Here is a 21175-nt window from a genome sequence, read left to right as displayed (position 1 = left end):
ATGAAGGGCTCCTCTATCACGCGACGCTCGCCTACCGCGAAGGGGAGGGGAAAGCTTCCCGGAACAGGCGGCGGGCATTCTCGGTCGTCCGCTGGGCGAGCGCCTCCACCGGCTCCCCCAGCACCTGCGCCATGCCCGCGAGGATGTGGGGCAGGTAGCCCGGCTCGGAGCGCTGCCCCCGGAAGGGCGTGGGCGCCTGGTCCGGCGAGTCCGTCTCCGCCACCAGCCGGTCCGCCGGAATCACGCGCAGGGCGTCCAGCGGCTTGCGCGCCTCCGCCCACGTCACCGGGCCCGCGAAGGAGAAGTAACAGCCCTTCTGGATGTAGAAGCGCGCCAGCTCCGCGCCGCCGCTGTAGCTGTGCATGAGGATGCCCGCCTCCGGCCAGGCTTCCGTCTTCAGGAGCTCCATCATCGCCGGGTGCAGCCGGTGGCAGTGCATCAGCACCGGCAACCCGTGCTTGCGCGCCAGGGCCAGGTGCCCGCGCAGCACCGCCAGCTGCCGCTCCAGCGATGCACCGGGGAGGGTGGGACCATCCAGGCCGCACTCGCCCACCGCGACCGCGCCGCCTTTCGCCAGCAGCGCGTCCAGCCGCTCCAGGTGCTCGCCGTCGTCCTCTGGCCGCAGGTCCGGCAGGAACTGGGGATGGATGCCCAGCCCCACCTGGATGCGAGCGTCCTGGCGCGGCAGCTCCAGCAGCGGCTCCCACGTCTCCGGGCCCACGGCGGGGATGAGGATGCCGTGCAGGCCCGCGGCCCAGGCGCGTGTGACAACGCTGTCGCGGTCGGGGTCGAAGCGCGAGGCGTCCAGATGGCAGTGCGTGTCGATCATTGAGCACCCTTCCTCCCACCCGCGTTCAATCACGGACAGGCCCGGATGACAGGCCCTTCAAGGCGTCCCGTCACCCGTGAACGCGAAGCTATGACGCGCCCCCTGACTTTGGAGGCCATGAGAATGACCAAGCGAGTGGTGTGGGGTGCGTTGTTCGGGGCCCTGGCGATGATGGCCACGGGATGTGGCGACGAATGCGTCGACCAGTTCGACTGCCGTGAGAAGGGGACGGCGCCCGAGGGCCAGACCTGGTCCTGCAACGCGGACAACAAGTGCGAGCTGCGCAACCTCACCCCTGAGCCGGAAGTGGACGCGGGCACGGAGGTCGACGCGGGCACGCAGGTCGACGCGGGCACCGACGCGGGCACGGAGATGGACGCCGGCACCGACGCGGGCACGCAGGTCGACGCCGGCGCCGACGCGGGCACGGAGATGGACGCTGGCACCGACGCGGGCATGAACGTGGCCAAGGGTGGCGCTTGCACCGCGTCCTCGGACTGCATGGCGGGCCTGCGCTGCGAGGCCGCCACCTGCCAGTCGCTCCTCATCGCCGTGACGGGCAACGACGGCGGCACCCGCGCGCTGGTGACGGCCTACGACGTGCCGGGGATGACGTCGCTCAGCTCCGACGGCGGCACCAGCGCCTACCCGCGCTTCGGCCCGGGCGGCACCCAGGTGGCCTTCGTGCAGGGGGACGTCACCGCCGCCACGGCGGAGCTCGCGGTGCGTCCCGTGCCGCTCACGGCCGCCGCGCCCACCGTGCTGACGACGGGCGGCGGCGCTCGCATCCGCTACATGGAGTGGGAGCCGGGCAACCTCATCGCCTGGGTGCGCGGCAGCACGGGCATCTCCACCATCGCGGCGACGGGCGGCACGGCCACGCAGGCCACCGCCAACGGCACCTTCCCGGACTGGGCGCCCAACGGCACGGACTACGCGTACAGCGCCGCGGGCACGGGCATCCTCGTGTCCACGGGCGGCGGCGTGCCGACTCCGCTCGCGGGCTCGCCCACGACGGGTGAGCAGCCGCACTACAACCGCGTCACCTCGCAGCTGCTCTTCCTGGCCAACCCGGACAACATGACCGTGACCTTCGGCACGGACGTCACCCCGGTGCTCCGGCTGTACTCGCTGCCGGTGACGGGCGGCGGCACCCCGACGCTGCTCGCGGACAGGACCTCCGACGCCGTCACGGGCGGCAGCGTGGACTCGTACATCGCGAACCCGAACTGGGCTCCGGACGGCAGCTGGGTGGCGTACGTGCGCGCCTACTACCTGAACATCGCCGGCGCGGCCACGCTGTGTGGCAACACCGGCGCGGAGCTGTGCGGCGACAAGCCGGGCAACGCCATCTTCCTCCAGCGCGTGAACACCACCACGGGCGCGGCCGAGGGCGCCCCGGTGCTGCTCGCGAACAACGCCACGCTGCCGTCGTTCTCCCCGGACGGCCTGTTCGTGGCCTACGTCCTGGGCGGCCAGCTCAACGTGCAGCCCATTGAGCCGACCACCGGCGCCGCGGCCGGCCCGCTCATCACCCACCCGAAGGACACGTACACGGTGCTGACGAGCGAGGGTGACGACCACCGCCCACGCTGGCAGCCCCGCCAGTAACAGGCGTCCCAAGCCCCGGTCTCCGGGGCTTCCCGGCCCGTGTTCCCCGTTTCGCGAGGGAGCACGGGCCGTCGTGTTTCAGGTGCGAAGCGCGCGGCCCACCCGGCGCGAAGTGACGAACGCGGGCAGTGCCGGGTCTGGATGAACCCGCGCGGATCCGTTTCCCGGTCCCGCGGATCCAGGTTCCAGGACGACCCGAAGGGGAAGGAAGACTCCACCCGCGCTCACGCGAAACGCGGCACCTGGTGGAGGAAGGCTGACAGCCGTGTCGCGACGGCCGCTGTGCCCGCGCGCTTCCGTTTCCGGCAGCGCGGCCTGGGCTTCACGGGCCGGGACGCAGGCTGCTCTCAGCCCACGACGACGATGCGGCGGCCCAGCGCGCGGGTCATCTGCGGAGAGGTGACGAGCTCCAGCACGCCGCTCATCTCGCCGCCCGCCGTGTCGAACGCCGCGGCGATGACCTCGCCCACGGTGAGCTGGGCCTTCTGGGCCGCCACCCGCGCGCGCTTCGCCGTGCGCCGCAGCGCGGGCATCACCCGCCGGCCCTGCCGCCGCACCACCGTGCCACCCTTCGTCTTGCCTGCGGTCCGCTTCGCCATGGTTCCTCCCGCCACTTCGTGCCGCGCGGGTGAGTACCTCGTCGGTCTGACACCATGCAGGCGAGGTGCCAGGGCCCGGCCTCCCTGTCAGGTCCCTGTTTCCAGGGGTTTTCCTTGCGGATAGCGGGTTTCCGCAGGGCCGGAGGGCCTTCCTTTTTTCAGCCCTTCAGGGTCGTTCCTCGTTCTGTCGAGTTTTTCGTTCACCCCGTGCGGTGATTTCCACGCATCGTTCAATGGCGCGCATCTCGTTCAACGCCGTGGAACGACGGGGGCTGGGTCCGGTGTCACCCCCTGGCCACAGTCCCTGCGGCCAGGGGACCACGGTGCGGTTGGGGCGCGGCGGCGATTCAGGGTAGAGGGCGGACGCCCATGCGAGTCCAGGTCCTCTTCCACGACAACTGTTTCGACGGCGCGGCCAGCGCCGCGGTCTTCACCCGCTTCTACCGGGAGCGCGTGCGCGCGGACGCCACGTTCAGCTACCGGGGCCTGGCGCACAAGCCGGGCGCGGAGGGCATCGACCCGGCGGTGTTCACCGGGGACGAGAACGTCATCGTCGACTTCCGCTACAGCCAGGACGCGCGGCTCACCTGGTGGTTCGACCACCACGCCTCCGCCTTCCAGCAGCCCGGCGACGAGCCCCACTTCCAGCGCGACACCAGCGGGCGCAAGTTTCACGACCCCCAGCGCAAGAGCTGCACGCTGTACCTGGCGGACGTGGCGCGCGAGCGCTTCGGCTGGGACGCGTCCCCGCTGAAGGACCTGCTGCACTGGGCGGAGATCATCGACGGCGCGCAGTTCCCCAGCCCCCAGATGGCGGTGGCGCTGGAGGAGCCCGCGCTGCGCATCATGACGGTGCTGGAGTCCACCAAGGACGACACGCTCATCCCGGAGGTCATCCGGCGCATGCAGACGGACTCGCTGGCGGACATCGCCGCGTCGCCGCTCATCGCCGCCCCGCTGGCGCCGCTGCTCTTCCGGCACCAGCGCAACATCGACCTCGTGCGTGAGAAGGCCCGGTACGAGAACGGCATCGTCCACTTCGACCTGGTGGACGAGGGCGTGGACAGCCTCAACAAGTTCATCGCGTACGCGCTCTACCCGGACGCGCGCTACACGCTGTGGGTGGGCAGGGGCGCGTCGCGCGCCAAGGTGTCGCTGGGCTCCAACCCGTGGAAGCCCCAGACGCGCCAGCACGACCTGGCCGCCATCGCCGGCCGCTACGGCGGAGGCGGCCACCCGGTGGTGGCCGCGGTGAGCTTCAAGGCGGACCAGGCCGACAAGGCCCGCGCCGCGTACCAGGAAATCCTCACGGAGCTGTCCAGCGCGGGGTGAACCCCCGCCTTCAGGGGCGGGCGAAGAGGTCGAAGCCCGCCTGCCGCAAGAGCCGCACCACGGACAGCATGGGCAGTCCCTGCACGTTGGTGCGGTCGCCCTCCAGCTTCTGGAGCAGCGCCTGTCCCCGGCCCTCCACGCGGTAGCTGCCCGCGCAGCCCTCCCACTCGCCGGTGTCCAGGTAGCGCTCCAGTTCCTCCGGCGGGACGGGGAAGAACGTGAGGCGCGTGTCCTCCACGGTCTCCGAGTGGTGGCCGCCAGGGCCCAACAGGCACACGGCGGTGTGGATGACGTGGGTGTGGCCCAGCAGGCGCTGGAGCTGCGCCCGGGCCGCGTCCCGGTCCCGGGGCTTGCCCAGCACGTCGCGGCCCACCTCCACCAGCTGATCCGCGCCCAGCACCCAGGCCTCCGGGTGGCGCTCCTGCACCGCGCGGGCCTTGCGCACGGCGAGCATCCGCACGGCCTCCTCGGCGGACAGGTCCGGGGAGACGTACTCGTCCACTCCGGGGGCTTCGGTGCGGTAGGGCAGGCCCAGCCCGTCCATCAGGGCCCGTCGCGCGCTGGAGGTGGATGCCAGGATGAGTTCGCTCATGGGAGGCCGGAGGGTAATGCAGCCGGGCAGGGCAGGGGACCCCTCAGGCGGGCAGGCACGTCCCCGCTTCCTGTGCATGGGGCGGATGCCATAGCCTCCCCACCCATGTCGCGGCGCGGTCTGCTCGCTGTCTGTCTCCTCCTGCTCGTCTCCTGCAAACGGAACCCTCCGGCGGTCGCCGACGCGGGCACGGATGCGGGCACGACGGCCGCCCTCGTGGGGACGGACGCGGGGGCGGACGCGGGGACTCTCGCCGGGTCCTCCGGAGACGCGGGCCCCAGCGCCTCCGTGAAGCGCCCGGACGACGCGGTGGCGGAGGTGCACCCGCTGGCGGTGTGTGACGCGAAGGAGGGCGCCCCCCTGGACGCGGCCCGCGACTACTACGACGCGGGTCACTACGAGGAAGCGCTCTCCTGCGCCGCGCAGGCCGCCGCGCTGGAGCCGGACCTCGCCGCCGCCCACGCGGAACGGGGCGCCGCCCTGGCCGCGCTCAACCGCGAGCCCGAGGCGCAGCTCGCCTTCGCCCGCGCGCTGGCCATCGACCCCGGGGACGCGGACGCGCTCCTGGGCGCCGCGCACCTGTACGCGGTGCAGCTGCCCTCCACGCGAGAGCGGGACGAACTGGGCGCGCTCTACGCCGAGCGGGGCCTGTCCCAGCCCTCCACGCCCCCGGAGCTCGTGCCCGCGCTGGCGCTGGTGGCCGCCATGGCCTTCAACGACCTGGGGCAGGCGGACCAGGCCTTGGACCGCGCCGCCATCGTCCTGGCCCGCGAGCCGGACAACCGCGAGGCGAAGTACGAGAAGGCCCTGGCCCTCTTCGAGCTGTGCCGCTTCCGCGAGGCCAAGGCCGCCTTCGCGTCGCTCCTGAAGGACAAGGAGCGCGCGGCGCACGCGCACCAGCACCTGGGGCTCCTGCTGGAGCGCGAGGGCCAGTGGGCCAAGGCGGAGGAGCACTTCCAGAAGGCCCGCGCGCTGGAGCCCGAGGACTTCCCCCCGCCGCCCCTGCCGTCGCCGGACGAGTTCAAGGCGCAGGTGACGCGGGCGCTGGCGGACCTGCCCGAGGACATGCGCAAGGACCTGGAGGGCGTGCCGGTGGCCACGGAGGAGATTCCCTCCGAGGACGACCTGCTCGCCAACCAGCCGCCCCTGTCGCCCACCATCCTGGGCCTGTTCCGGGGCCCGTCCCTCCAGGAGCCGTGCGACGGCTCGGAGACGCCCTGCCGCTCGGTGGCCCTCTACCGGCGCAACCTGGCCCGCGCGGTGCGCACGCCCGAGGAGCTGCGCGAACAGATTCGCGTGACACTGCTCCATGAAATCGGGCATCTGCGAGGGGAAGACGACGAGGAACTGGCCGCACGCGGCCTGGAGTGAGCCCCCACATGCCTTCCCTTCCCACCGCCCGGGTCAGCCTCAAGGGCGCCAAGACGCTGCGTCGCGGCACTCCCTGGGTGTACCGCACGGAGCTCACCGAGCCCCCCGCCACCGACACGCCGGGCGCGGTGGTGGCGGTGGTGGATCCGCAGGGCAACCCCATCGGGCAGGCGCTCTACGCCCGCCGCTCCCCGCTCGCCCTGCGGCTGCTCACGCGCAAGGGGCCCAACGAGGAGAAGGTGGACGACGCCTTCTTCATCCGCCGCCTGGAGGCCGCGCTCGCCCGCCGCGCCGTGTTGCCGGGGCGTGACGGCCTGCGCCTGGTGCACGGGGAGGCGGACCTGCTGCCCGGCTTCTTCGTGGACCGCTACGGCCAGGGCCTCACCGTGCAGACGCTGTCGGAGGGCATGGACGCGCGCAAGGAGATGCTCGCGCGCGCGCTGGTGGAGCGGACGGGCGTAAGCCACGTGGTGTGCCGCGACGACGCCTCCGGCCGCGACTTCGAGAGCCTGCCCCGCGAGGTGCGCCTGCTGCACGGCGAGGGAAGCGCGCGCTTCACCTACCACGAGGGCGACAACCGCTTCGACGTGGACCTGCTGGGCGACATGAAGACGGGCGCGTTCCTGGACCAGGTGGACAACCACCTGCGCGCGGGCGAGCTGGGCCGGGGCGAGGCGCTGGACTGCTTCAGCTACCACGGCGGCTTCGCGCTCGCGCTCGCGAAGCACTGCACGTCGGTGCTCGCGGTGGAGCAGGACGCGAAGGCCGCTTCCCGCATCCAGTCCAACGCGGAGGCCAACGGCCGCGCCAACGTGAAGGTGGAGAACGGCAACGCGTTCGACGTGCTGCGCCGCTTCGACCAGGAGGGCCGCCGCTTCGACACCATCGTCCTGGACCCGCCGGGCCTGGCCAAGCGCCGCGAGGGCCTGGCCACCGCGCTGCGCGCCTACCACGAGCTCAACCTGCGCGCCCTGCGCTGCCTCAAGCCGGACGGCCTGCTGGTGACGTGCTCGTGCTCGGGGAAGCTGGACCGGCAGGGCTTCGAGTCCATGGTGCTGGACGCCGCCGCGGACGCGAAGCGCCCGGTGCAGATATTGGAGCGGCGCGGCGCCGGGCTGGACCACCCGGTGCTCGCGGGCCTGACGGAGACGGAGTACCTCAAGGCCCTCTACGTCCGCGCCCTTTAAGACAGGGCGCGGTGGGGCAGGGGGCCAGCGCTGCCTACGGGATGCCCAGCTCCTTGCGCAGCCGGCCCACGACCTTGAAGTACTCGGTGCGGCTGAAGCCCACGTTGAGGATGTGGAAGTCCTTCTTGGACAGCCCCACGCAGCCGAAGCAGTAGTTGCAGTCCTGCAGGTTCTTGCTCATCACCACGTACGCGCTGCTGGAGCAATTCTCGCTCTGCACGCAGTAGGCGCACGCGTGGCAGTTCTTGCACTCCACGCAGTGCGAGCAGTTGGTGCACAGCTCGCACCGCGTGCAGTGCGTGCACTGGTGGCAGCTGTCGCAGTCCTTGCAGAACATGCAGTTGGCGCAGCGCTGACAGCCCTCGCACGCGTAGGAGCCGGGGTTGCCCGGGTCCACCGCGTAGCTCTTGGAGAGCTTCTGGAACTGCTCCATGAACTCGCGCTTGCCCAGGGACGACACGCCCAGGCGCGCCGCCTTCTCCTGCTCCAGCAACTCCTGGGTCGTCTGGGGCCGCGACCCCTTGTCCTTCACCGCCACAAACGCTCCTTGAACTCGTGTCACTGCAGCCGGGCGAGCCCGGCCAGGTCGATGCCGCGCGCCACCCGCCGCACCTCCACGGTGCTGGGGAAGCCGCGGCTGGTGACGGCCACCACGAACCGGTCGCCCACCAGGAGGTTCGCCTCCGCGACGGCCTCCTCCGCGTCATAGCGCACGAAGCCCACGGCTTCCTTCCACTGGATGGGCGCCGTGGGGTCGCTGGCTGCTCGCCCGCGTGCCTTCTGCGCGGCCTCGCGGATGGCCTGCCCCAGCTTCAGCCCCATGGTGGTGTCCACGATGCGCACCTTCACCTCGCGGCCCTCGCCCCGGGTGTAGGTGCGCTCCGCCTCCGACACGGACACCTCGCCGTACTTCCCGGTGGAGCCCGCGGTGGAACCCACCGTGAAGCCCTCCAGTGACTCCGGCAGGAACGGCGCCAGATCCTTGAAGTACACGCACGGTGCGGCGGTCGTCACCACGTCGCGCGGGGTGGGAGATGTCGTGCGTTCGTCGTCAAGGCAACCGCCGCCCGCGCCGAGCGCGAGCGATGCGATGGCCAGCCGGAGGAAATAGTCGCGCACGGACGAATCAAAGGGTATCCCTGGCCCGCGCGCAATGGACCTTTCGAAGCTCAATCCTCCTCAGCGCGAGGCCGTCGAGACGCTCCAGGGCCCGCTGCTCGTGCTGGCGGGCGCGGGCAGTGGAAAGACGCGGGTCATCACCCACCGCATCGTCCACCTGCTCAACGAGCGGCCGAACCACATCATGGCCCGCAACATCCTGGCCGTGACCTTCACCAACAAGGCCGCCACGGAGATGAAGGAGCGGCTCATCCACATGGCCGGGCCGCGCGCCCAGGGCGTGCTGGTGTGCACCTTCCACGCGTTCGGCGCGGAGGTGCTGCGCGAGGACATCCACCGGCTGGGCTGGCCGAAGAAGTTCGCCATCGCGGACATGGGCGACCAGCTGTCCATCATCCGCCGCGCCATGCGCGAGAAGCGCATCGACGACCGCGCCTTCGACGCGCGCAAGGTCCTCACGCTCATCTCCAAGGCGAAGAACTCCGGTGAGACGCCGCAGCCCAAGCCGGAGGGGTTGGGGGATGACTACGACCTCATCACCTCCATGGTCTTCGCGGACTACCAGCTCGCGCTCAAGGCGCAGGGCTCGGTGGACTTCGACGACCTGCTGGTGCTGCCCGCGCGCCTGCTGCGCGAGCACCCGGACCTGCACCGCAAGTACACGGCCCGCTTCCAGTACCTCCTGGTGGACGAGTTCCAGGACACCAACCACGCCCAGCTGGACCTGCTCAAGCTGCTCGCGGGCACGTCGAAAAACGTGTGCGCGGTGGGCGACGACGACCAGTGCATCTACTCCTGGCGCGGCGCGGAGGTGCGCAACATCCTGGACTTCGACAAGCACTTCCCGGGCGGCAAGGAGGTGCGGCTGGAGCAGAACTACCGCTCCTCCCAGCGCGTGCTGGACGCGGCCAACGCCGTCATCGCCAAGAACCCGGAGCGCAAGGACAAGCGCATGTGGACCGACCGCAAGGGCGGCCCGCTGGTGAAGGTGGTGGCGTGTCCCAACGACGAGGAGGAGGCCCGCTTCGTCGCGCACGAAATCCAGAAGCACATCTCGCTGGGCATCCCCGCGGACGACATCGCGGTGCTCTACCGCACCAACGGCCAGGCCCACCCGGTGGAGGAGATGCTGCGCGAGAAGAACATCCCCTACGAAGTCGTGGGCGGCAGCGAGTTCTTCGACCGCAGCGAGGTGAAGGACGTCATCGCGTACTTCAAGGTCCTGGCGAACAAGCTGGACGAAATCTCCCTCATGCGCATCGTCAACGTGCCCTCGCGCGGCATCGGCGACGTCACCATGGAGCGGCTGCACGCGCACTCGCGCGCGGAGGGCGTGACCCTCTGGACGGTGATGCGCCGCGCGGACACCTACGACGACCTGCCCGCGGGCGCGGGCGGCAAGGTGCTGGAGTTCGTGGAGATGGTGGAGCGCTACCGCGAAGCCTTCACCCAGACGCCCCGCCTGTCGGAGGCCACGCACAAGCTCTTGGAGGAGATCGGCTTCCGGGAGGCCACCCGCGCCAAGGCCGTCTCCGGCACCGCCGCGGACAAGAAGCTCAAGGGCGTGGATCAGGTGCTCGCGTCGCTGGAGAAGTTCGAGAAGCGCGAGGGCCCCAAGGCCAGCCTCCTCACGTACCTCAACCGCCTCAGCCTGGACACGCGCCAGGAGGAGGAGGACGTCCCCGGGCAGAACAAGCGCGTGACGCTGATGTCCCTGCACGCCTCCAAGGGCCTGGAGTACCGGCTGGTCTTCTTCATCGGCATGGAGGAGGACCTGATGCCCCACGGCGGCATGCAGGGCGAGGCGCAGAACCTCGAGGAGGAGCGCCGCCTCTGCTACGTGGGCATCACCCGCGCCAAGGAACTGCTCTACCTCACCCGCTCCACCGTGCGCGTGAAGCGCGGCAAGGAGGTCCCCCGCACGCCGTCGCGCTTCCTGGAGGACCTGCCCCCGGACGCCTTCGAGGTCGTGGACATGGACGCGCCGCGTCAAGGGCCTCCAGATGAGAAGGAAAAGAACTTCTTCGCGAACCTGAAGGAGCGCTTCAAGAAGCCCGCCGCCGGGGGGCCAGGCCCGGGCACTCCTGGCCGGGCGCCCTGAGCGCTCCCCTGGCGGCCTCCCTCGTACGCCCAACCTTGACTTGATCCCGCCGTCCTACTAGGAGGGTCAGCCTTTCCGGGCTTCTGTCGGAGTTGAGGCGGAGGACCCGCGGTTGGTATCGCACGAGCACGCGGCCCCTGGCATGCACCTGGGCGCCGCGCCGAAGTCTGGAGTGCACGAAATGTCGCAGAAGACCTACAGCGCCAAGGCTGGGGACATCAAGCGCCAGTGGCACGTCATCGACGTGTCCGACAAGGTGCTTGGTCGCGCCGCCAGTCAGATCGCCACCCTCCTGAAGGGCAAGCACAAGCCGACGTACACCCCGTCCATCGACACGGGTGACCACGTCATCGTCATCAACGCCGACAAGGTGAAGGTGACGGGCACGAAGGAGACGGACAAGCTGTACTACCGTCACCCGTACGCCGGTTTCCCGGGCGCCCTGAAGATCACCAACCTCCAGAAGCTGCGCCAGCGTCACCCCGAGGACGTCATCCTCAACGCCGTGCGCCGCATGCTGCCCCGCAGCGCCCTGGGCCGTCAGATGATGACGAAGCTCAAGGTGTATGCTGGTGACACCCATCCGCACACCGCGCAGAAGCCGGTGGCGTACAAGGTCGAGGCGTAAGGAACAACCATGGCGATCAATCCTGAACTCGGTTTCTACGCCACGGGCCGCCGCAAGGAGGCCACCGCTCGCGTCTGGGTGCGTCCTGGCAACGGCGCTGTCGTCATCAACGGCCGCGACATCAACGAGTACTTCGGCCGTGAGACGTCGAAGATGGTGCTCAACCAGCCGCTGGAGATCCTGGAGCAGAAGGGCAAGCTCGACGTCACGGTCAACGTGCGCGGCGGCGGCCTCTCTGGTCAGGCCGGTGCCATCCGTCACGGCATCGCGCGCGCGCTGTGCGCCTTCAACCCGGAGTTCCGTCCGGCGCTGAAGAAGGCCGGCTTCCTCACCCGCGATGCTCGCGCGGTCGAGCGCAAGAAGTACGGCCAGCCCGGCGCCCGTCGTCGGTTCCAGTTCTCCAAGCGCTAATCACGCTTGCCGGCCAGCTGTCCGGCCGCTCTTCGGCGGGGGTTTCCTTCGGGAAGCCTCCGCCGTCGTGCTTTGCGGGCAAGCAGGTGGGCCCGGCCCCGTCGCGACGCGCGCGGGCGTTCTGCTACCATCCGGGCCCTCCCATGGAACTCAACGAAATCCTGCAGATCGCCCTGCGCGGCGGAGCCTCCGACATCCACCTGAAGGCGGGTCTGCCGCCCATGTTCCGCGTGGACGGTTCGCTGGTGCCGCTCAAGGACGGCCGCCGCCTGCCCCCGGAAGAGGTGGCGCGCATGGCGTTCGGCATCATGAACGAGTTCCAGAAGGAGAAGTTCAAGGTCAGCAACGAAGTGGACCTGGCCTACGGAGTGCCGGGCCTGGGCCGCTTCCGCGTGAACGTCTTCCAGCAGCGCGGCACGGTGGGCGCCGTGCTCCGCGTCATCCCCTTCAAGGTGATGACGATGAAGGACCTGCTGTTGCCCACGGTGCTGGAGAAGGTGTGCGGCGAGGAGCGCGGCCTGGTGCTGGTGACGGGCACCACGGGCTCCGGCAAGTCCACCACGTTGGCGGCGATGATCGACTACATCAACTCCAACGAAACCAACCACATCATGACCATCGAGGACCCCATCGAGTTCCTCATCCGCGACAAGCGCTCCATCGTGAACCAGCGCGAAGTGGGTGTGGACACGATGAGCTTCTCGCAGGCCTTGAAGAGCGCGCTGCGCCAGGACCCGGACGTCATCCTGGTGGGCGAAATGCGCGACCACGAGACCATTGAAACGGCGCTCCACGCCGCGGAGACGGGCCACCTGGTGATGTCCACGCTGCACACGCTGGACGCCACGGAGACCATCAACCGCATCGTGTCCGCGTTCCCCCCGCACCAGCAGAAGCAGGTGCGCCTGCAGCTCTCCAGCGTGCTGCGCGGCGTGGTCAGCCAGCGCCTGGTGCCGCGCGCGGACGGCAAGGGCCGCGTGGCCGCGGTGGAGGTGCTCCGCGTCACCGCGCGCGTGCGCGAGCTGATCGAGGACAAGGACCGCACGAAGGAGATCCACGACGCCATCTCGCAGGGCACGGACTCCTACGGGATGCAGACCTTCGACCAGTCGCTGATGAGCCTGGTGCGCAACGGCCTGGTCACCTACGACGAGGCCCACCGCCAGGCCAGCAACCCGGACGACTTCGCGCTGCGCTTCTCCGGCATCAGCGGCACGTCCGACTCGAAGTGGGACAACTTCGACGCCAAGGCCGGCGAGGAGCGGCCCATCCCGGGCTCGGCGTCCTTCGCGCAGAAGGGCGCGCCCGCCCAGGCAGCCCCCACGGCGCCCACGCCCGCGCCGGTTCCCCAGGCCCCGCGTCCCGGAGCGCCCGTGGCCGCCCGTCCGATGACGCCTCCGCCCGGTGTCGCGGCCCCGCGTCCCGCCACGCCTCCGCCCGGCGTCGTCCAGGGCCGGCCCCTGCCTCCGCAGGTGGCGGCCCGTCCGCCCACGCCCGCTCCGGTGGCCGCGCCCGCTCCGGCGGCCGGGGGCGACGACGACTTCCAGATCGAACGCTTCTAGGAACCGGACGAAAGGGGAGGGCGGCGCTCAGGCGTCGTCGTCCCCCAGCTGCGCGCGCAGCCGGGTGAGGCGCATCGGGCCGATGAGCCCCTGGTGCGCCAGCGTCTGGAGCAGTGACACGGTGGCGCGCACGCGCGCGTCCTGCACCTCGTCGGACTCCTGGACGACCTCGTTGTCGAGCAGCGTCTCCAGGTGCTCCGGGTTGATGGAGGTGGGCCCCTCCGACCACGCGATGTCGAACAGCGCCCGGGCCATGTGCTCGCGCGCCTTGCGGTCCGCGTCGTTGGGCGCGGCCTTCGCGAACGCGAGGAACAGCGCGTCCACGGACTCCTTGGACAGCGCGGCCAGGGCGGGCACCTCACCCAGGGACTCCTTCACGTAGTCCGCGTCGAAGCTGTCCACCTCCTGCTCGTAGCCGAAGGCCTCCTCCAGCAGGATGGACGCGAGGAAGGCGTCCGACTCCTCGTCGCTCGCGCCCTCCTCCTTCAGCGCCTCGCGCGCCTTCTGCGTGGCGGGGGAGAGGGCTTCGTCCTCCCGGAGCGCGCGGGCGGCGGCGTGCGCGGCCAGCAGCACCAGCGCGGCCTGGGCGTCGGAGGACAGCGCGCGGCCGCTCACGCCCAGCAGCATGCCCTTCTGCTTGGGGTTGGCGTCCGCGGCGGCCACGAAGTGCTGCTCCTCCGGAGTCAGCGGTTCACCCGCCTTCTCCTTGCGGAGCGTTTCCCTGGCGGCGTCGGCGGTGAGGAAGCGGGCGAGGATGGGGTGCATGGCGAAGGCCTGTTACCACATGGTAGGGACTCCGCGATGGTTGACGAGCCCGAGGGTCCGGAGGCTGTCCAGCGCGCCACCGACGCCTGCCTGCGCCTGCTCAAGGCACGCGGCAGGAGCCGGCATGAGCTGACGCTCGCCCTGGAGCGCAAGGGCTTCCCTCCTTCCGTCCGCGACGCGGTGCTCGCCCGCCTCTCGGAGTGGGGCTACCTGGACGACGCGAAGTTCGCGCGCGAACGCGCCGCGGCCCTGCTGGGCAAGGGGAAGCTGGGGCCTCGGGCCGTGCTCCAGCGGCTCCAGGCCCACGGGCTGGAGGGCACGGAGGCCCGGCGGGCGCTGTCGGAGGCGAAGGACGCGGTGGGCTTCGACGCGCTGGAGGCCGCCCGGCAGGTGCTGGAGCGCCGGCGCCTGGCAGGCCGCCCGCTGGACGCGAAGGAGCAGGCGAGGGCGGGGCGGCTGTTGCTCAGCCGGGGTTTCGCGCCGGACATCGTGACCCGGCTGGTGGGAGAACCTTCGCTGGACCCCTCCGGGCAGGACGAATAGTTTGGGGGCGTGATGCGCTCCGCCGTCCTCGTCCTGACCGCCCTGCTGATGTCCTCCTGTGCCGCCCTCTCCGCGGGGCCCGCGGGCGAGCCCGACTACGCCGCCCAGGCGGCTGAGAACCTGGCGCTGGGCGAGGCCGCGCTGGAGGACAAGGACTTCCTCAAGGCGGAGAAGTACTTCGACCACGTCCGCACCAAGTTCCCCTACCTGGAGGCGGCCCGCGAAGCGGAGCTGAAGCTGGCGGACCTGGACTTCGCCCGGGAGATGTTCCCGGAGGCGCGCGACAAGTTCGACTCCTTCATCAAGCTGCACCCCACCCACCCCAAGGTGGACTACGCCGCCTACCGCGCGGCGCTCTCCTACGTGGAGGAGTTCCCCTCGGAGTTCTTCGCCCTGCCGCCTTCGTACGAGAAGGAGCAGAAGCCCATGTACGACGCGCTCCGGGCCATGACCGGCTTCCTGCGCCAGTACCCGGATTCGCAGTACGCGAAGGACGCCAAGGTGCACGCGGACGACGCCCGCCAGCGTCTGGCGCGCCACGAGCTGTACGTCGCGTCCTTCTACGCGAAGCGCGAGCGCTGGAAGGCCGTGGCCCAGCGCCTGGAGGGGCTGCTCAAGGACTACCCGGGCACGCCGCTGGAGGAGGAGGCCCTCTTCGACCTGCACAACGCCTACGTGAAGCTCAACGACACGGAGCGCGCGCAGAACACGCTGCGTGAGGTCCTCAAGCGCCTGCCGGGCACGCCCGCCGCCCAGCGCGCCCAGAAGATGCTGGGGTCGTGAGACGGCTGGAGGACTGGGGACGGCTGGGGGGCATCGGCATCGCCGTGCTCGCGGTCGCCGGCGTCCTCCTGTTCCTGGGCCCGCGCCTCCTGGGCGTCGCGGCCGGGCCGGAGGCGGAGATCATCACCGCCCTCAAGGAAGCCGAGCACGACGGCGTGTCGCTCCCCGTGCCGGGCTCGAGCGTGCCGCTCGTGTCACGCAAGCTCCAGTACGCCCGCATCACCGTCTCGGTGGCGCCGGATGGCCGGAGCGCGGAGGCCTTCGCCACGCTGGACTTCGAGGGCGTGCTGGGCGCCACCACGGTCAGCACCGCGGGCGTGGAGGTGGTTCCCTTCACCCGCGAGTCCGGCCGCTGGAGGCCCGCGTCCTCGCTGGCGCCCCGGCTGGTGGCGGTGGTGGCGGCGCTGGAGGCGCGGCGGCGGGCCCTGGCGGACGGACGGCCGGACGCGCTCGCCCGGCTGGCGGGCCCGGGAGGAGACGGCGGGGCGGGGAGGACGTGGGAGGAGATGGCCCCCCTGGCCAGGCGGCGCCTGACGGCCCAGGCGTGGTACGCGCGGCTGGAGCGGGACGAGGCGACGGTGACGGAGCACTACCGGGTGGAGGGGGACCTTCCGGCGCGGCCGGTGGACACCCGGGGGGAGCGTCCGCTTTTACTCGTGCGCGAGGGCGATCAATTCTTGTTTTCGCCCGGGCTCATGTAGGCTACCCGAGGAGGCAGGGGCCCGCGCGGGCCGAGTCATGGACGAAGCCCTCAAGCAGCTACTGACCCTCGGGCGCGGCTCCTTCGAGAAGAAGCAGTACGCCCAGGCCGAGCAGTTCCTGACGAAGGTGGTCGAGCAGAATCCGACCTTCGCCGACGTCTACAACATGCTCGGCATCATCTACCACGACCAGGGCCAGTTCGCCCGGGCGCAGCGGGCGTTCGAGTCCGCGCTGCGGCTCAACCCCGCGTACACCGAGGCCGCGCTCAACCTGGCGGTCATCTACAACGACATGGGGAAGTACGCGGAGGCGAAGGAGGTCTACCAGGCCGCCTTGTCCCGCCAGAAGGGCGCCCCCGGCGAACTCGACCCCTACGTCATGAAGAAGGTGGCCAACATGTACGCCGACATCGGCGACGTGTTCGCCTCCAGCGGTGTATGGGCGAAGGCCATTGAAGAGTACCGCCGCGCGCTGGCGCACTTCCCGGAGTTCGTGGACATCCGCCTCAAGCTCGGCAACGCGCTGAGGGACGCCGGGGACAACGCGGCGGCCATCGCGGAGTACGAACAGGTCATCGCGCAGAATCCGTCGTACATTCCTGGACGGATCAATTATGGAATCGCCCTCTACTCGGCGGGACGCCGTGACGAGGCGGTGAAGGTCTGGGAAGACGTGCTCGTGCGCAGCCCCGGCAACAAGAGCGCGCAGATGTACCTCAACCTGGTGAAGGACCCGGGGAAGGCGGAAGTGACGGGTTGAGCACCATGGCAACTTCCATCATCGAGGTCGCGGCACCGTGAGCACTCCTGGCGGTACGGCGAAGTCCTTTGCCCTCAAGTTCATCTCCGGGAAGTACCAGGGCGGTGAGTTCCCGCTGAAGGCCAACAAGCAGATCGTCGTCGGACGGTCGAGCGAGTTGGACATGGTGCTGGTGGAGGACATGGTCTCGCGCAAGCACGCGAAGATTCTGTTCTCCGACGGAGCCATCACCATCGAGGACCTGGGGTCCACCAACGGCACCTTCGTCAACGGCGAGAAGGTCAAGCAGGCCAAGCTGAAGGAGGGGGACCGCATCCTCATCGGGACCTCCATCCTCAAGCTCGTGCACCAGGGCGCGGAGAGCGCCGCCGTGGACGAGAGCGTCGTGAAGCAGAAGCTGGAGGAGGCCGCCGCCGCCCAGGCCGCGCGCACCACCAAGGCCAGCTCCATGACGGGGAAGATTGAAGAGATTCCCCTCCCGGACCTGCTCCAGCTCTTCCACACGTCCAAGAAGAACGGCGTGCTCGTGGTGAACAACGCCCACGAGGGCCGCATCTACCTGCGCCAGGGCCGCGTGTACTACGCGGTCATCGACGACAACCACAACCTGGGTCCGCAGAAGAGCTTCAACCGCATCGTCACCTGGGAAGAGGGTGACTTCGAGCTGCGCCCCGCGGACACGCAGGAGTTCATGGTGGAGCTGGACTCCTCCACCGAAGCGCTCCTGATGGACGCCCTGCGGCAGCTGGACGAGTTCAAGCGCCTGCAGCCGAACCTGCCGCCCATGGCCACGGCGCTGCGCATCGCGCAGCCGCTGACGGCGCCCCTGAAGGAGCTGACGCCGGAGATGCTGGACGTGCTGCAGCTCGTGCACAACCACGGCTCGCTGGGCGGCGTGCTGGACCACTCGGACGGCGACGACGTGCTCACCGCCGAATCGGTGGTGCAGCTCATGAAGCGCGACTACGTGCGCGCGGAGTAGGGCGGGGAACACCATGGCGGGTGACAAGTCGGTGAAGCCGAAGCGCCTCACCGAGATGAGCCACTGCGCGGGCTGCGCGGCGAAGCTCAAGGCGGGGGACCTGGCGAAGGTCCTGGGCGGGCTCAAGGGGGCGTCACACCCCCGGGCCCTGGTGGGCTTCAACACGAATGACGACGCCGCCGTGTACCAGGTGGCGCCGGGCATGGCCGTGGTGGAGACGGTGGACTTCTTCCCGCCGCTCGTGGACGACCCGTTCCAGTTCGGCGCCATCGCCGCGGCAAACGCGCTGTCGGACATCTGGGCCATGGGCGCGAAGCCGCTGTTCGCGCTCAACCTGGTGTGCTTTCCGGACGAACTGCCGCTCAAGACGCTGCAGAAGATTCTGGCGGGCGGCCAGTCCAAGGCGGATGAGGCGGGCATCCCCATCCTGGGTGGCCACAGCATCCGCGACCCGGAGCCCAAGTTCGGCATGGCCGTGACGGGCGTGGTGCACCCGAAGAAGGTGCTCACCAACGCGGGCGCGAAGCCGGGGGACGTGCTCCTGCTCACCAAGCCCGTGGGCACGGGCATCGCCACCACCGCCATCAAGCGGGGCCTCGCGTCCAAGGCGTTGACGAAGCGCGTGACGGCGCAGATGGCCACGCTCAACAAGGCGGCCGGTGAGGTGTTCGCGTCAGGCGCCTTCAAGGTGCATGCGCTCACGGACGTGACGGGCTTCGGCCTCCTGGGCCACCTGCTGGAGATGATGAACGGCGCGAAGACGCGCGCGGCGGTGGACCTGGAGCGCATCCCGCTCATCGCGGAGGTGCCCGCGCTGGCGGAAGCCGGCGTGATTCCGGGCGGCACCAAGACGAACCTCGCCCACGTGAAGCCGCAGGTGACGTTCCCGGAGGGGCTGCCGGAGCACATCCAGTGGCTGCTCGCGGACGCGCAGACCAACGGCGGCCTGCTGGCCAGCGTGCCCGCACGTCACGCGCTCAAGGCCATCCAGGCGCTGGAGAAGGCGGGCGTGGACGCGGCCCTCATCGGCGAGGTCCAGGCGGGCCGTCCCGGCATCGACGTCATCGGCTGAGGCACCGGCACCGGGGAGCGGATTTCGCCTCCGGGCCAGGGCTCCGCTAACATCCGCGAGCGAATGTCGCCGCGCCGCTTCCCCTTCCGCCTCCTCCTGCTCGCGTGCCTCCTGCCGGCCCTCGCCGGGGCGGGGGAGCGCGTCGCGCGCATCGTCATCGACCCGGGGCATGGCGGGGCGAAGGAGGGCGCGAAGGGGCCCGGCGAGCTCTGGGAGAAGGAGATCGCCCTCCAGATTGCCCAGCGGCTGCGCGAGAAATTGGAGGCCGCGGGCAGCGAGGTGTTCCTCACGCGCGACCGCGACGCGCAGATGGCGCTTTCGGAGCGGGTGGAGTTCTCCAACATCCAGCGGCCGGACCTCTTCCTCTCCATCCACGCCAACTCCATGCCCACGAAGCGCCTGCGCGAGCGCACCGAGGGCATCGAGACGTACTTCCTCTCCGCCAACGCCTCCGGTGAGGCGGCGCGGGCGGTGGCGGACCGAGAGAACGCGGAGGCCCCCACGGCCCGCTCCGCGCGCGGCCACTCCACGCTGGCCTTCATCCTGGATGACCTGGCGCGCACGGAGGCGCACTCGGACGCGTCCCGGCTGGCCTACGCCATCCACCCGCGCCTGGTGTCCAGGAGTGGTGCGGCGGACCGGGGCGTGCAGCAGGCGCCCTTCTTCGTCCTCACGGGCGTGGAGGCGCCGGCGGTGTTGATTGAAGTGGGCTTCATCTCCCACCCCCAGGAGGGCGCCAGGCTGGGGAAGGCGGCGTACCAGGAGACCCTGGCGGAGGCCATCGCGGACGGGGTGCAGGCCTTCCTCCGGGAGACGCGTCGGCGGGATTCCTCACCCCCGCAACCGGTGGCTGGTTCCACGGCGCCCTGATAAAGCGTGGGGGCTTCGCCCGTCCCTTCCCGTCAGGAGCTTTCCCCCGTGCGTTCCTTCAACCGTGGTGCGCTGGACCTTCGGCCTGTCACCCTCACGCCCAACGTCAACCGCTACGCGGAGGGCTCCGTGCAGGTGGAGTTCGGCCACACCAAGGTGCTCGTCACCTGCTCGGTGGAGGACCGCGTCCCGCCGCACCTGATGGGCAAGGGCTCAGGCTGGGTGACGGCCGAGTACGGCATGCTCCCGCGCGCCACGCACACCCGCGGCTCGCGCGAGGCCGCCAAGGGGAAGCAGTCCGGCCGCACCATGGAGATCCAGCGGCTCATCGGCCGTGCGCTGCGTGCGTCGGTGGACCTGCAGGCCCTGGGCGTGCGCACGTTCACGCTGGACTGCGACGTCATCCAGGCGGACGGCGGCACGCGCACCGCGTCCATCACCGGCGCGTACGTGGCGCTGGTGATGGCCATGCGCTCGCTCAACAAGCCGGGCCTCATGAAGGGGCTTACCCCCTTGGCCGCGGTGTCCGTGGGCGTAGTGAACGGCGAGGTGCGCGTGGACCTGGACTACGACGAGGACTCCACCGCGGAGGTGGACCTGAACCTCGTGGCCACCGGCGACGGCCGCATCGTGGAGGTGCAGGGCACCGCCGAGCACAAGCTCTTCGACCGCAAGTCGATGGACGCGATGCTGGACGGGGGCCTCGCGGCCATCCAGCAGCTCACCCTCGCGCAGGCGAAGGTGCTGGGATGAAGCCGAAGCTGCTCTTCGCCACGGGCAACGCCGGCAAGCTGCGTGAGCTGCGCGCGCTCGTGGGCGACGCCGTGGAGGTGGTGTCTCTCAAGGACCTGCCCCCCGTGCCCGAGCCCGTGGAGGACGGCGCCACCTTCGAGGAGAACGCGGTGAAGAAGGCCCGCGAGTACTCCCTGGCCACCGGGCTGCCCGCGCTGGCGGACGACTCCGGGCTGTGCGTGGACGCGCTGGGCGGACGGCCGGGCGTGCTGTCCGCGCGGTACGCGCCGGGAAGCGACAAGGACCGGTACGAGAAGCTGCTCCAGGAGCTGGCGGACGTGCCGGACGAAAAGCGCACCGCGTCCTTCCGCTGCGCCCTGGCCCTGGTGACGGGAAAGGGCGATGAGCCCCGCGTGGAGGTGGGCCGCTGCGAGGGCGTCATCCTGCGCGCTCCCAAGGGGACGAACGGTTTCGGCTACGACCCCGTGTTCCAGGTGAAGGGGGAGGGCGGGCGCTCGATGGCGGAGCTGGCGCCGGAGGAGAAGTCCCGGGTGTCTCACCGGGCCCGGGCCTTCCAGCTCATGCGGCGTCATCTGTTGGGGCTTTGACCTGTCTCTTATACACA

At 70.4% G+C, this 21175-nt stretch carries 23 protein-coding genes; 17 read left to right on the top strand and 6 right to left on the bottom strand.

Annotated features, from left to right (window positions below):
• Positions 1-31: 31 nt before the first annotated feature.
• A complete protein-coding gene (locus D7W79_RS19280) occupies positions 32-829 on the bottom strand; it encodes a TatD family hydrolase (RefSeq protein ID WP_120526851.1) in 798 nt (265 codons plus the stop codon).
• A 123-nt stretch (positions 830-952) separates the two neighbouring features.
• Between D7W79_RS19280 and D7W79_RS19275 the strand changes: the two genes are divergently transcribed.
• Positions 953-2440: a TolB family protein gene (locus D7W79_RS19275; RefSeq protein WP_120526850.1), complete on the top strand. Its 1488-nt coding sequence runs from the start codon at positions 953-955 to the stop codon at positions 2438-2440.
• A 347-nt stretch (positions 2441-2787) separates the two neighbouring features.
• Here D7W79_RS19275 and D7W79_RS19270 read toward each other — a convergent pair whose 3' ends face one another.
• On the bottom strand, positions 2788-3039 hold the full coding sequence (locus tag D7W79_RS19270; protein ID WP_120526849.1) for a hypothetical protein: 252 nt from the start codon (positions 3037-3039) through the stop codon (positions 2788-2790).
• Between the two features lie 369 nt (positions 3040-3408).
• Here D7W79_RS19270 and D7W79_RS19265 point away from each other — a divergent pair, with 369 nt between their 5' ends.
• Positions 3409-4371 carry a DHH family phosphoesterase gene (locus D7W79_RS19265; protein ID WP_120526848.1) on the top strand — a complete coding sequence of 321 codons (963 nt, stop codon included), beginning with the start codon at positions 3409-3411 and terminating at the stop codon, positions 4369-4371.
• A 10-nt stretch (positions 4372-4381) separates the two neighbouring features.
• Here the strand turns inward: D7W79_RS19265 and D7W79_RS19260 are convergent, their stop codons facing one another.
• A complete protein-coding gene (locus D7W79_RS19260) occupies positions 4382-4963 on the bottom strand; it encodes a Maf family protein (RefSeq protein WP_120526847.1) in 582 nt (193 codons plus the stop codon).
• A 105-nt stretch (positions 4964-5068) separates the two neighbouring features.
• Between D7W79_RS19260 and D7W79_RS19255 the strand changes: the two genes are divergently transcribed.
• Positions 5069-6334: a metallopeptidase family protein gene (locus tag D7W79_RS19255; RefSeq protein ID WP_120526846.1), complete on the top strand. Its 1266-nt coding sequence runs from the start codon at positions 5069-5071 to the stop codon at positions 6332-6334.
• 8 nt (positions 6335-6342) lie between these two features.
• Positions 6343-7521: a class I SAM-dependent rRNA methyltransferase gene (locus D7W79_RS19250; RefSeq protein ID WP_120526845.1), complete on the top strand. Its 1179-nt coding sequence runs from the start codon at positions 6343-6345 to the stop codon at positions 7519-7521.
• Between the two features lie 34 nt (positions 7522-7555).
• On the opposite strand, the gene D7W79_RS19245 is transcribed toward D7W79_RS19250, so the two are convergent.
• Together D7W79_RS19245 and D7W79_RS19240 are read right to left on the bottom strand one after the other, a co-directional pair.
• On the bottom strand, positions 7556-8053 hold the full coding sequence (locus D7W79_RS19245) for a caib/baif family protein (RefSeq protein WP_120526854.1): 498 nt from the start codon (positions 8051-8053) through the stop codon (positions 7556-7558).
• Positions 8054-8079: 26 nt separating this feature from the next.
• Positions 8080-8640: a hypothetical protein gene (locus D7W79_RS19240; RefSeq protein WP_171433104.1), complete on the bottom strand. Its 561-nt coding sequence runs from the start codon at positions 8638-8640 to the stop codon at positions 8080-8082.
• A gap of 34 nt (positions 8641-8674) precedes the next feature.
• Here D7W79_RS19240 and D7W79_RS19235 point away from each other — a divergent pair, with 34 nt between their 5' ends.
• The 4 genes from D7W79_RS19235 (at position 8675) to D7W79_RS19220 (ending at position 13342) form a co-directional block, all read left to right on the top strand.
• The gene (locus D7W79_RS19235; RefSeq protein ID WP_120526844.1) at positions 8675-10741 is read left to right on the top strand and encodes an ATP-dependent helicase; all 2067 of its coding nucleotides are present in this window, start codon (positions 8675-8677) and stop codon (positions 10739-10741) included.
• Positions 10742-10922: 181 nt separating this feature from the next.
• A complete protein-coding gene (gene rplM / locus D7W79_RS19230; protein WP_120526843.1) occupies positions 10923-11369 on the top strand; it encodes a 50S ribosomal protein L13 in 447 nt (148 codons plus the stop codon).
• A 9-nt stretch (positions 11370-11378) separates the two neighbouring features.
• Positions 11379-11780, top strand: a complete 402-nt coding sequence (gene rpsI, locus D7W79_RS19225; RefSeq protein ID WP_120526842.1) for a 30S ribosomal protein S9 — start codon at positions 11379-11381, stop codon at positions 11778-11780.
• Positions 11781-11923: 143 nt separating this feature from the next.
• Positions 11924-13342, top strand: a complete 1419-nt coding sequence (locus D7W79_RS19220) for a type IV pilus twitching motility protein PilT (protein ID WP_120526852.1) — start codon at positions 11924-11926, stop codon at positions 13340-13342.
• Positions 13343-13369: 27 nt separating this feature from the next.
• Here the strand turns inward: D7W79_RS19220 and D7W79_RS19215 are convergent, their stop codons facing one another.
• On the bottom strand, positions 13370-14107 hold the full coding sequence (locus D7W79_RS19215) for a hypothetical protein (RefSeq protein WP_120526841.1): 738 nt from the start codon (positions 14105-14107) through the stop codon (positions 13370-13372).
• Between the two features lie 36 nt (positions 14108-14143).
• Between D7W79_RS19215 and D7W79_RS19210 the strand changes: the two genes are divergently transcribed.
• The 9 genes from D7W79_RS19210 to rdgB all read left to right on the top strand — a co-directional run bounded on the left by D7W79_RS19210 (position 14144) and on the right by rdgB (position 21158).
• Positions 14144-14650: a regulatory protein RecX gene (locus D7W79_RS19210; RefSeq protein ID WP_120526840.1), complete on the top strand. Its 507-nt coding sequence runs from the start codon at positions 14144-14146 to the stop codon at positions 14648-14650.
• 12 nt (positions 14651-14662) lie between these two features.
• Complete coding sequence (locus D7W79_RS19205) at positions 14663-15433, top strand: outer membrane protein assembly factor BamD (protein ID WP_120526839.1); 771 nt, start codon at positions 14663-14665, stop codon at positions 15431-15433.
• Entirely contained in the window at positions 15430-16134 is a 705-nt protein-coding gene (locus D7W79_RS19200) for a hypothetical protein (protein WP_120526838.1), read from the top strand. Before D7W79_RS19205 ends, D7W79_RS19200 begins: the two co-directional genes overlap by 4 nt.
• A gap of 37 nt (positions 16135-16171) precedes the next feature.
• Entirely contained in the window at positions 16172-16894 is a 723-nt protein-coding gene (locus tag D7W79_RS19195) for a tetratricopeptide repeat protein (protein ID WP_120526837.1), read from the top strand.
• Positions 16895-16931: 37 nt separating this feature from the next.
• Positions 16932-17876 carry a DUF4388 domain-containing protein gene (locus D7W79_RS19190; protein WP_120526836.1) on the top strand — a complete coding sequence of 315 codons (945 nt, stop codon included), beginning with the start codon at positions 16932-16934 and terminating at the stop codon, positions 17874-17876.
• Positions 17877-17889: 13 nt separating this feature from the next.
• Positions 17890-18948: a selenide, water dikinase SelD gene (selD, locus tag D7W79_RS19185; protein ID WP_120526835.1), complete on the top strand. Its 1059-nt coding sequence runs from the start codon at positions 17890-17892 to the stop codon at positions 18946-18948.
• Between the two features lie 63 nt (positions 18949-19011).
• A complete protein-coding gene (locus D7W79_RS19180) occupies positions 19012-19818 on the top strand; it encodes an N-acetylmuramoyl-L-alanine amidase family protein (RefSeq protein ID WP_120526834.1) in 807 nt (268 codons plus the stop codon).
• Between the two features lie 48 nt (positions 19819-19866).
• Positions 19867-20571 carry a ribonuclease PH gene (gene rph, locus D7W79_RS19175; protein WP_120526833.1) on the top strand — a complete coding sequence of 235 codons (705 nt, stop codon included), beginning with the start codon at positions 19867-19869 and terminating at the stop codon, positions 20569-20571.
• The gene (gene rdgB / locus D7W79_RS19170; RefSeq protein ID WP_120526832.1) at positions 20568-21158 is read left to right on the top strand and encodes an RdgB/HAM1 family non-canonical purine NTP pyrophosphatase; all 591 of its coding nucleotides are present in this window, start codon (positions 20568-20570) and stop codon (positions 21156-21158) included. Before rph ends, rdgB begins: the two co-directional genes overlap by 4 nt.
• The last annotated feature ends 17 nt before the right edge of the window (positions 21159-21175 follow it).

The sequence above is a fragment of the Corallococcus exercitus genome (genome assembly GCF_003611585.1).
Classification (GTDB): domain Bacteria; phylum Myxococcota; class Myxococcia; order Myxococcales; family Myxococcaceae; genus Corallococcus; species Corallococcus exercitus.
This window is presented reverse-complemented; position numbering and strand designations above follow the sequence as displayed.